This window comes from Thiocystis violacea (assembly GCF_016583565.1).
Taxonomy (GTDB): Bacteria; Pseudomonadota; Gammaproteobacteria; order Chromatiales; family Chromatiaceae; genus Thiorhodococcus; species Thiorhodococcus violaceus_A.
This window is the reverse complement of record NZ_NRRF01000107.1, coordinates 1-10,220: the sequence shown is the minus strand read 5'-3', so window position 1 is coordinate 10,220 and position 10,220 is coordinate 1. Positions and strand designations below refer to the sequence as shown.

Below are 10,220 nucleotides of genomic sequence, written 5' to 3'. Positions count from 1 at the left end.
TGCCAGCTACCTGAACGAGTTCGTGTTCCGCTTCAACCGCCGGCGGTCCCGCAGCCGTGGGATGGTGTTCTACCGGGTACTCGAACTCGCGATTGCGAACGAGCCTGTGCGCTACAAGGAACTCGCACTGACCCAGCGACCCCGAACAGTACTCCCCACCCCGCCGAGGGCAAATGGCCACCCGCCAAGCCTCGACCTCCCTCCCGCAAACCGTCCGTGGAGGAACTCCGGTTAAGTGGAGAGCCCAGAGCGGGCAATTGATCGTCGAGTCAGGCCGATCGATGAGCCGCGCGGCGACACCCCCCCCTGGCGCTCAACTCAGCGGGTGTCGATGAATGCTTGGGAATGGCCGGAGAGAATCAGGCAGGTCAAACAGCCGCTCGCATAGGCACCCGTATCGATGCCGATTCGGTTGGCGGTGACCTCGGGCGCCTCGGAGATGTTGTGCCCATGCACGACGATCTTCGGGTGGGCCTTGGCGCTGCGCAGGAAGTCGTTGCGAATCCACAGCAGATCCTCGCGCGCCTGGGCCTCGATCGGGACACCCGGCCGAATGCCCGCGTGGACGAAGAAATAGTCTCCGAGCATGAAGGAGTCCTGGAGCTGGTCGAAAAAGGCCAGGTGATGCGCGGGCATCGCGCCCCGAAGCGCCAGCGCCAGCTCCTGCAATGGCGATTTGGGACTGAGCAGGGACGCAGGACTGAGCAGGGACGCAGGACTGATCAGGGAGGGGCTGATGCCGTATGACATGAGTGTGGCAAGCCCACCATAACGCAGCCAATCGGCATGGCTCTCCGGGTCGTCCATGAACCCCAGCAGGGACTGCTCGTGGTTGCCCATCAGAAACACCGTGCGCAGAGTGGGCATCGCGCTCGAGATCAGGTGCTCGATGACCTCACGGCTCTGCGGGCCGCGATCGATATAATCCCCGAGATAGACGATCCAGTGCTCGCCGCCCGGATGACGTATGACGTCTTGCTGAATCCGCTCATGGAGGATTCGCAGCAGGTCATAGCGGCCGTGAATATCGCCAACGGCGTACAGGCGCACGCCATCGGGAACCTGGGGACGCGGGGTGTCCTTGGGGCCGGATCTGTCCCGGCGCATGAAATAGCCTAACATCGCAGTCTGGGTCCTTCAGCTCGGTCAGCAGCCAGCCAGCGCAGGCAGCTCGCCATGAGGGTCTGGCTTGGCCCCGGCGGATGGGCGCGCACCGGACGACTGCAAAGGGTTGGAAACCTGCGATGGGCTGGGCTGGTCGCGCGGTGGCGGACGACCGAGATGGGTCGCCGCCTCCGCGATTTGGTGAGGGGAATTCTATTCCTTTCCGCGCAAGCTCGCCCGGGCTTCACGTCCGCAAGGCTGGCATGATGAAATCGCGCCCAGAGGCCGCGGGCCTCGGATCCGGCTCGGCAGGCGTTCTCTCGCACTCGAGTACGCTAGCCGTCCGCCCCCTGAACTGGAACGATCACACCCATGAAAAACGAACCAGCGAACCGCCCCATCCTGGTCCCGGTCGATTTCTCGACGCACTCCGAGGCCGCCCTGCTCTGCGCGCTCGACTTGGCCGGGTGCTACGACCGGCCGCTGTTGATCCTGCATGTCGTCCATGATCCGGGGGCCATGCCCGGCTACTACGGCCGTGCCCTGAAGAAGAAACAGCTCCTGCGCATCGAGGACGGCGCGGCGGACATGCTCGCCGACTTCCTGCGCGCGCTCGGCAAGCAGCACCCGGAGCTGAAAGACGACAAGAAGATCGAGACCCTGCTGGTCAAGGGCCTGCCGAGCAGCCGCATCCTGGAGGTCGCCGCGGACCGATCCGCGGCGATGATCGTCATGGGGAGTAAGGGGCTGACCGGCCTCAAGCATCTCATGGTCGGCTCGGTGGCCGAGCGGGTGGTCCACCGGGCCAAGATCCCAGTGACCGTGGTGAAGTCGGCCCAGGCATCGCCCTCGCTGGCTGGCGGATGAAGACGCTCGCGCTGCGCAACACGGGACGTGCCGCCAGGATGGCCGCCCTCCCCGCCTGCCTCTTGCTGCTCTGCCTGGGATCCGTGTCGCCGGCCTGGGCCGCCGAGGCCCCCGAGCGCATCGATTGGTGGGTCATGGCCATGGGGCTCTTCGGCGGACTGGCGCTCTTCCTCTCCGGGATGGAGCAGATGGCCAGCGCGCTCAAGGCGGTCGCCGGCGACCGCATGAAGGACATCCTGGCGCGGCTGACGACGAACCGCGTCATGGGTGCGATCACCGGCGCCTTCGTCACGGCCGTGATCAATTCCTCATCGGTCACCACCGTGCTGGTGGTCGGCTTCATCAGCGCCGGGCTGATGTCGCTCGCGCAATCCGTGGGCGTCATCATGGGCGCCAACATCGGCTCGACCGTGACGGCGCAGCTCATCGCCTTCCGCATCGACAACGCGGCACTCTTGATGATCGGCGTCGGCTTCACCCTGCTCTTCGGCGCCAAGCGCGAATACCTGCGCCACTATGGCGGCATGCTCATGGGGCTGGGCCTGGTCTTCTTCGGCATGACCGTCATGAGCAACGCCATGGCGCCACTGCGCACCTATCAGCCCTTCCTGAACCTGATGGCGACCATGGAGCATCCGGCGATCGGCATCCTGGTCGCGGCGGTCTTCACCGGTCTGATCCAGTCCTCGGCGGCAACCACGGGTATCGCCATCGTCATGGCGAGCCAGGGCTTCGTGAACCTGGACACCGGCATCGCGCTCGCCTTCGGCGCCAACATCGGGACCTGCGTCACCGCGCTGCTCGCCGCGATCGGCAAGCCACGGGAAGCCCTGCGGGCCGCGCTGGTCCACGTCATCTTCAATGTCGCGGGCGTCTTGATCTGGGTTGGCTTCATCGGCCAGCTGGCCGAGCTGGTGCAGTGGCTCTCTCCGCGCCATCCGGAGCTGACGGGCAGCGCGCGCCTCGCCGCCGAGGTGCCGCGGCAGATCGCCAATGCCCATAGCCTCTTCAATATCGCCAATACCCTGCTCTTCATCGGGTTCACCGGGCAGTTCGCGCGCCTGGTCGAGTGGCTGGTCCCGGACAAGCCCCTGGGCGAGGAGGCCTTCATCGTCCAGCCGAAGTACCTGGACGAGGAGCTGTTGACGACGCCCTCGCTCGCGCTCGATCGCGTTCGGCTGGAGATCCTGCACATGGGCGAGAGCGTGCAGGAGATGATGCTGCGGATCATGCCGGCGATCCTCAGCGGCAACCGCCAGACGCTCCGCGAGATCGAGCTGATGGACAACGACGTCGACACACTGCATGCGGAGATCGTCGCCTATCTGGGGAAGATCAGCCGCCAGGCGCTCACCGAGCGCCAGACCCGCGAGCTGCTGAGGCTGCTCGACGCGGCCAACGACCTCGAGAACATCGGCGACCTCATCGAGACCAACCTCGTGGTGCTCGGCCGCGAGCGCATCGACCAGGGCGTCTCTGTCAGCCCGCCGACACGCGAGGTGCTGCTCGGATTCCATCAGGCCGTGACCCGGGCGCTTGCCGCCGCGCTGCAGGCCGTCGCGCAGAACAATGAGATGGCTGCGCGCACCGTGACATCCATGAAGCAGGAGATCTCGGAGATCGCCGACTCGGCCGCCGCGCACGAGGCGCGCCGATTGGTCGCCGAGGAGCCGAACCGCATCCCCGCCTACACACTCGAGATCGACATCATCGAGAAGCTCAAGCGGATCTACTACTTCGCCAAGCGCATGGCCAAAACGGTCGAGACGGTCGAGGACGCCGCAGAGGCGGACTGAGGCGCGGCGCCGATCGCTGGCGCCTGTCCTGCCTTCGGCCCGTTGACGGATCGGCGCATCCGCCAGTGCCCCGCCTAAGTGGCCGTCCATCAATTGCTTCCCGGTTTCTGGTCACGCAGCTCCAGCTGCGTGACCCATGCGATGAAGCTCCGCTTCACGAAGCGTCGGCGCAGCCTGAGGATTCATGAAGCAGAGCTTCGTCTCGCGGGTGCCGAAGCAGGAGCTTCGTCACCAGCAGTCAGATCGGGAAGTCGAAGATGGACGGCGCCTAAGCCTGACCCACGACGGCGCGCAACGCCGCGCGAGCCGGCGGCTCCGACTCCTGGAACTGCAAGGAAGCCAGCCGCGCGTAGAGGCCGCCCTCGGCCATCAGCTCATCATGGCGACCCGAGGCGACGATCCGGCCCTGGTCGATGACCAGGATGCGATCGGAGCTTCGCACCGTGGCCAGACGGTGGGCGATGACGATGCTGGTGCGCCCCTTCATCAAGGTCTCCAGCGCATCCTGGACCAACCGCTCGCTCTCGGCGTCGAGGGCGCTGGTGGCCTCGTCCAGCAGCAGCAGCGCCGGGTTGCGCAGGATGGTGCGCGCGATGGCGATGCGCTGGCGCTCGCCGCCGGAGAGCCGCACACCGCGCTCGCCCAGGTAGGTATCGAAACCGTTCGGGAGCCGGTCCAGGAAGTCGGCCGCATGGGCCGCCTCGGCCGCGCGCCGCACGTCCTCATCGGTGGCGCTATCGAGGCCGTAGCGGATGTTCTCCCAGGCATCGGCGCCGAAAATGACGGGATCCTGCGGCACCAGGGCGATGCGGCTGCGCAGCGCCCGCGGCTCGACCTGACGGATATCGACCCCATCGAAACGGATGACACCCTCGGCGGGATCGTAGAAGCGCAGCAGCAGCTGGAAGAGCGTCGACTTGCCCGCCCCGGACGGGCCAACCAGGGCCAGCCGCTCACCGGGCTCGACGACGAGCGTGAGGTTGTCGAGCGCCGCGGCGTCTGGGCGCGACGGATAGACGAATCTGAGCTGCTCCAGCTCGATGCGGCCGCGGACCTCGGCCGGGAGCGGTTGCGGGCTCACGGGCGGGAGGATGCCGGGCCGGATCTCAAGCAGTTCCATCAAGCGCTCGCTCGCCCCGGCGCCGCGCAGCAGCTGCCCGACCAGATCACTCAGCGAACCGACGGCCCCTGCCACCACGATGGCGTAGAAGAGAAAGGCCGAGAGTTCGCCGCCGCTCAGGGTGCCGGCGAGGACCTGATGCCCACCCATCCAGAGCACGACACCAATGGCCCCGAAGGTCAGGAAGGTCGCCACCCCGGACAGCATGGCGCTGCTGAGCGAGCGGCTCATGGCCACGCTGAAGGCCGCCTCGACCTGGTCCCCGTAGCGACGGCTGTCGACCGGCTCATGACAGAAGGACTGAACGGTGCGGATGCCGTGGATGACCTCGTCGACATAGGCACCCACGTCCGCGATGCGATCTTGGCTCGCGCGCGAGAGCCGGCGGATGCGCCGGCCCATGATCCAGGCCGGACCGATCACCACCGGCAGGCCGATCAGCACCAGCCCGGTCAGGCCGGGGCTGGTCACGGCGAGCATGACGACGCCGCCGATGACCAGCAGCGAGGTGCGCAGCGTCATCGCCAGGGTCGATCCGACGACGACCTGGAGCAAGGCCGTATCACTGGTCAGCCGCGAGATGATCTCGCCGGCGCGCGTCGTCTCGAAGAAGCCGACGTCCAATTCCAGGGTCCGCTCGAAGACGGCCTTGCGGATGTCCGCAACCACCCGCTCGCCGATCCAGTTCAGCAGGTAGCTCCGGGCCATGATGGCCCCTGCGGTCACGACCACCACGGCGAGGAAGATCAAGAGCGACCGATTGAGCGCCTCGGCCGAGCCCGTCCCTAGTCCCGAGTCCACCACGACCCGGATGACCTGCCCGAAGGCGAGCACCGACCCGGCGGCGACCGCGAGCGCGATCAGGGCCGCAATGAGTCGCCCGAGGTAGGGCCGGGTAAAGCGGAGCAGCCGCTTGAGCGCACCCAGGTTACGGGTGCCGGGTCGGTTACTGTCGGAAGCGGCTGCATCACGCATGGAGAGTCTCACTGCAAATAGGGGGCTTGAGCCGACGCGGCGCGTCGACCCTGAGAGAGTCAGGTGCCTTCAGGTTGAAACCTGACGCCAGTCCCGGGATATGGGGTCGATCTTCGGCGGACGAAGGCTGAAGGGATCTGTTGGCTATTCTACGACTTGAGCCGCCGGGATTGACGCCGCAAGAGGGCCAGACCCCAGAGCGCGGCGGCGATCATGATGAGGGAGCCGAGCAGATGGGTCAGTGTACCGAGCGCCTGATCCCAGCGCAGCAGACCTGTCTCCGTCAGCAGGTAATTCCAGTCGTGAAAACCATAGGGGGTCGACTGGCCGGTCCCGCCGCCAACCAGCGGCATGACACCGGCGCGCGCGTCCGCCATGTAGGGCGCGATGTCGAGGAAGTTCTCCCCAAACCACCAGAGGCAGACCGACGCCCCGAAGGGATCCCGGGTCTTGATCAGCAGGACACCAAGACAGATCGCCGGCATCAGGAGCTGCCCCAGCGTCCCACCCAAGGAGGTGATGAACTGCCCGAAGGGACGAAAGAAGACGTGCCCCGCCTCGTGAAAGGGCAGATTGATGAGATGCAGGAAGGAGGCGCCCGCGGCATTGGAACCGACCGAGGAAAGAATCAGCAGCAGCCCCCAAAGCACGAGGATCGCCCAGAGCAGACCGCGCGCCCAGAGGACCACGACGTCGCCCGCGACCTCGGTCGGCAACAAGAGCGACCGCAGCGCCTGATCTTCATCCCTGTCCCGCGACAGCATCCGTGCCACCCGCCCCGCCTCGCCTGGACGGGGGCGGTGCTTGTCGAACTTCGCGAAGACGATCCCGCAGCGATCGCAGATGGTGTTGGCGTCGTCCTGCTCGGCGTGACATTTCGGGCATTTCATGGCATCGCTCCGGGTTTCCGGCTCTTTTCTGGCGAAGTTGCTAAGCTGTTCCTATCAGCCCGAAAAGCTAGCACAGGCACACCAGACAAACGGCGACACACGACACGCCGCGACACACCGGAGGAGCGATGAAGAAGATCCAAGAGCTACTTGACCAGAAGGGCGACCGCGTTTGGTCGATCGGTCCCGACGCGACCGTCTACGAGGCACTAACGCTCATGGCGGAGCACCGCATCGGCGCCCTGCTGGTCACCGACAGCACCGGGTTGATCGGGCTCATCTCCGAGCGCGACTATGCGCGCGAGGGCATCCTGCGCGGCCGGTCGTCCAAGGAGACCGCCGTGCGTGACATCATGACGCACCGGGTCGTCTGCGCGACCCCCGAGCAGTCGCTGGAGGAGGCCATGATCCTCATGACCGAAAAGCGCGTCCGTCATCTTCCCGTCATCGACGGCGGTCAGGTGCTGGGGCTGGTCTCGATCGGCGATCTGGTCAAGTCGATCATCTCGGAGCAGAAATTCATCATCGAGCAGTTGGAGCATTACATCAGCCAATGACCGGGCAGCCGCCCCAGCGTCATCCCACGGAGATCAACCTGCACGCCAAGCCCCGACTGTTGAGCATTCGCCTCGACGACGGCGCGCGCTTGGAGCTACCCCGCGAATCGTTGCGCGGCTTTCTGGTCACGAAGCTCCAGCTTCGTGACCAGGCTCAAATCAGGACGTAGAAGAGGGACAGTCCCTAAGCGTCCGACAGCGCGCGCCGGTAGCGCCGATCGATCACCCGGCTGGTCCGTCGGCTCGATCGCATGGATGGCCCCAGGGTGCCGCATCCGCCAATGGGATCGATGACGGAGGCGACACGCTGGATCGCGTCCCGATTGGTCCAGGAGCCGGTCAGCTCGACGGCCTCCGGGGCCGAGAGCCAGCGATACTCCAGGTGCTCCCTCGGGCTCAGCCGGATGAGCCGGCGCGAATCCAGTATCAACGCGAACCAATACTCCCGATTGAAGCAGACGTTCGGCGCATAGCGTCCGCGCCAGGCGGGAATGATGGGGAAGAGGACGGACTGGTGCAGATCGATGAGCCCGCCGCCGGGACGGATGCCGGTCTCTTCGAAGACCTCGCGAACTGCCGCGAGCCGAGGCGTCTCGCCGGGAGCCAGGCTCCCGGTGACGGACTGCCAGAAGCCTTTCGGGCGAGTCCGCTGCATCAGCAGGAACTCGCCCTGGCGGGTAGAGACGACCACCAGCACCGATTGAGGCCGCTTGAGCTCGCTCTTGGGCATCAGTGCCTCGCCTGGGTGGGACGCCGGGATTGCGTCAACCGATTCCAACGACCCATCCGGCCGAGCGGATGCCAGCCCGTCGGCGGGATCCGGCGTCTGCATCGGCCGCTCAGGCCCGCGGCCGAATCCGCAGCGCCAGCTCCTTGAGCTGATTGTCGTCGACGGCGGAGGGCGCGTCCGTCAGCAGGCAGGCCGCCGTTTGGGTCTTGGGGAAGGCCATGACATCGCGGATCGAGGTCGCGCCTGTCATGAGCATGACCAGGCGATCCAGACCGAAGGCGATACCGCCGTGCGGCGGGCAGCCGAACTTGAGCGCCTTGAGCAGGAAACCGAAGCGGTCCTCGGCCTGCTCGTCGGTGATGTTCAGCAGCTTGAAGACGCGCCGCTGGACCGCCTCGCGATGGATACGGATGGAACCGCCACCGATCTCGGTGCCGTTGAGCACCATGTCGTAGGCGCGCGAGAGGCAGGCGCCCGGATCCTGCTCCAGCGTGTCGAGCTGCGCCTCCTTGGGAGCGGTGAAGGGGTGATGCAGCGCGACCCAGCGGTTGGCGTTGGCATCGTGTTCGAACATCGGGAAGTCCACGACCCACAGCGGGCGCCAACCCGCTTCCATCAGCTTGAGATCCTGGCCCAGCTTGACGCGCAGCGCGCCGATGGACTCGTTGACGACGCGGGCCTTGTCGGCACCGAAGAAGATCAGGTCACCGTCCTCTGCGGCGGTGCGCTCCATGATGCCTTGAACCGCGCTGTCCGGCAGGAACTTGAGGATGGGCGATTGCAGACCCTCGCGCCCCTTGGCCGCCCACTCGTTGACCTTGATGTAGGCCAGACCCTTGGCGCCGTAGATGCCGACGAACTGGGTGTAGCCGTCGATCTCCTTGCGGGTCAGCTCGCCGCCCTTGGGCAGACGCAGGGCGACCACGCGCCCCTCGGGATCCCGAGCCGGGCCGGAGAAGACCTTGAAGTCCACCTCGTCCATGAGGTCCGCGACGTCGATCAGCTCCAGCGCCACGCGCAGATCCGGGCGGTCGGAGCCGAAGCGGCGCATGGACTCGGCATAGGACAGGCGCGGGAAGGGGTTCGGCAGCTCGACTCCGCTCACCTCTTGGAAGAGCCCGCGGATCATCTCCTCCATCAGCCCCATGAGCGCATCCTCGCTCATGAAGGAGACCTCGATATCGAGCTGGGTAAACTCGGGCTGACGGTCGGCGCGCAGGTCCTCGTCGCGGAAGCAGCGGGCGATCTGATAATAGCGGTCCATGCCCGACATCATCAGCAGCTGTTTGAACAGCTGCGGCGACTGCGGCAGCGCAAAGAACTCGCCCGGATGGGTACGGCTTGGCACCAGGTAGTCGCGCGCGCCCTCGGGCGTGGACTTGGTGAGGATCGGCGTCTCGACATCCAGGAAGCCCTGGGCATCGAGGAATCGACGCATGGTCTGAGTCACCTGACTGCGGGTGCGCAAGCGCGCCTGCATCTCGGGGCGGCGCAGATCGAGGTAGCGGTAACGCAGCCGGATCTCCTCGGAGGCGTCGGCCGTGTGGGAATCCAGCTGGATGGGCGGCGTCTCTGAGGCGTTGAGGATCTCGAGGTCGAGCCCGAGGATCTCGATGGCGCCGGTCGGCAGATCTGGATTCAGGGTGCCTTCCGGGCGCGGGCGCACCCGACCGCGGATCTCGAGCACGTATTCGCTGCGCACCTGCTCGGCGCGCTGGAAGACCTCGGCGCGGTCCGGGTCGAAGACCACCTGCACGAGTCCCTGGCGATCACGCAGGTCGATGAAGATCACGCCGCCATGGTCGCGTCGCCGGTGTGCCCAGCCGCAGAGAACGACCTCCTCGCCGTCATGGCTGGCGTTCAAATCTCCACAGTAATGCGTGCGCATCGGTCTCTAGCCCCATCGTTAGCGGTGGACTGACCTGGCTCGACAACGGGCCTAGGCCATCATGAAAAAGCTTGCCAGCATACTTCCCGGTCATGATTGGCGCAAGTAGCCGCGTGAGGAAAGGATGGAGCGCGGCATCCCCGCCGCCGCGCCGCTCAGCGCGCACTCCAGGCTTGGAAATGCCGCCACCGGCATCGGGTCAGGGACGCCGCCATCCGCAGCAGCACATGGGCGCGGGCCGCTCGCCCCCAGCGGATCGGCAAACGCAGGGACGCCGAAGGGTTGCGGGAGGG

The 10,220-nt window shown here is 66.2% G+C and carries 8 protein-coding genes and 1 pseudogene; 4 read left to right on the top strand and 5 right to left on the bottom strand.

Annotated elements, in window-relative coordinates; translation table 11 throughout:
• A pseudogene (locus tag CKO23_RS27015) lies at positions 1-124 on the top strand (IS1595 family transposase); the annotation flags it as partial.
• A gap of 194 nt (positions 125-318) precedes the next feature.
• On the opposite strand, the gene CKO23_RS22680 reads toward CKO23_RS27015, so the two are convergent.
• Positions 319-1,122, bottom strand: a complete 804-nt coding sequence (locus tag CKO23_RS22680; protein WP_200335436.1) for a metallophosphoesterase family protein — start codon at positions 1,120-1,122, stop codon at positions 319-321.
• A 354-nt stretch (positions 1,123-1,476) separates the two neighbouring features.
• Here CKO23_RS22680 and CKO23_RS22675 point away from each other — a divergent pair, with 354 nt between their 5' ends.
• Together CKO23_RS22675 and CKO23_RS22670 are read left to right on the top strand one after the other, a co-directional pair.
• On the top strand, positions 1,477-1,971 hold the full coding sequence (locus CKO23_RS22675) for a universal stress protein (protein ID WP_200335434.1): 495 nt from the start codon (positions 1,477-1,479) through the stop codon (positions 1,969-1,971).
• Positions 1,968-3,767, top strand: coding sequence for a Na/Pi cotransporter family protein (locus tag CKO23_RS22670; RefSeq protein ID WP_200335432.1), 1,800 nt, complete (start codon positions 1,968-1,970; stop codon positions 3,765-3,767). The genes CKO23_RS22675 and CKO23_RS22670 overlap by 4 nt, the downstream gene beginning before the upstream one ends.
• Positions 3,768-4,035: 268 nt before the next feature.
• Here CKO23_RS22670 and CKO23_RS22665 read toward each other — a convergent pair whose 3' ends face one another.
• The gene (locus tag CKO23_RS22665) at positions 4,036-5,862 is read right to left on the bottom strand and encodes an ABC transporter transmembrane domain-containing protein (RefSeq protein ID WP_200335430.1); all 1,827 of its coding nucleotides are present in this window, start codon (positions 5,860-5,862) and stop codon (positions 4,036-4,038) included.
• A gap of 149 nt (positions 5,863-6,011) precedes the next feature.
• Positions 6,012-6,752 (bottom strand): zinc ribbon domain-containing protein, encoded by a 741-nt coding sequence (locus tag CKO23_RS22660; protein WP_200335422.1) that lies wholly within the window; start codon positions 6,750-6,752, stop codon positions 6,012-6,014.
• A 128-nt stretch (positions 6,753-6,880) separates the two neighbouring features.
• On the opposite strand from CKO23_RS22660, the gene CKO23_RS22655 reads away from it, so the two are divergent.
• Positions 6,881-7,309 carry a CBS domain-containing protein gene (locus CKO23_RS22655; protein ID WP_200335420.1) on the top strand — a complete coding sequence of 143 codons (429 nt, stop codon included), beginning with the start codon at positions 6,881-6,883 and terminating at the stop codon, positions 7,307-7,309.
• Between the two features lie 184 nt (positions 7,310-7,493).
• On the opposite strand, the gene nudB is transcribed toward CKO23_RS22655, so the two are convergent.
• Together nudB and aspS are read right to left on the bottom strand one after the other, a co-directional pair.
• Positions 7,494-8,039 (bottom strand): dihydroneopterin triphosphate diphosphatase, encoded by a 546-nt coding sequence (gene nudB, locus CKO23_RS22650; protein ID WP_200335418.1) that lies wholly within the window; start codon positions 8,037-8,039, stop codon positions 7,494-7,496.
• A gap of 109 nt (positions 8,040-8,148) precedes the next feature.
• Entirely contained in the window at positions 8,149-9,927 is a 1,779-nt protein-coding gene (aspS, locus tag CKO23_RS22645; protein ID WP_200335416.1) for an aspartate--tRNA ligase, read from the bottom strand.
• Between the last annotated feature and the right edge of the window lie 293 nt (positions 9,928-10,220).

What these genes read in the sequence shown, in the direction of transcription:
- CKO23_RS22670 (WP_200335432.1), top strand. Translation starts at nt 1,968, where the DNA reads ATGAAGACGCTCGCGCTGCGCAACACGGGACGTGCCGCCAGGATGGCC.
- aspS (WP_200335416.1), bottom strand. Translation starts at nt 9,927, where the DNA reads ATGCGCACGCATTACTGTGGAGATTTGAACGCCAGCCATGACGGCGAG.
- CKO23_RS22675 (WP_200335434.1), top strand. Translation starts at nt 1,477, where the DNA reads ATGAAAAACGAACCAGCGAACCGCCCCATCCTGGTCCCGGTCGATTTC.
- nudB (WP_200335418.1), bottom strand. Translation starts at nt 8,039, where the DNA reads ATGCCCAAGAGCGAGCTCAAGCGGCCTCAATCGGTGCTGGTGGTCGTC.
- CKO23_RS22660 (WP_200335422.1), bottom strand. Translation starts at nt 6,752, where the DNA reads ATGAAATGCCCGAAATGTCACGCCGAGCAGGACGACGCCAACACCATC.
- CKO23_RS22680 (WP_200335436.1), bottom strand. Translation starts at nt 1,122, where the DNA reads ATGTTAGGCTATTTCATGCGCCGGGACAGATCCGGCCCCAAGGACACC.
- CKO23_RS22655 (WP_200335420.1), top strand. Translation starts at nt 6,881, where the DNA reads ATGAAGAAGATCCAAGAGCTACTTGACCAGAAGGGCGACCGCGTTTGG.
- CKO23_RS22665 (WP_200335430.1), bottom strand. Translation starts at nt 5,862, where the DNA reads ATGCGTGATGCAGCCGCTTCCGACAGTAACCGACCCGGCACCCGTAAC.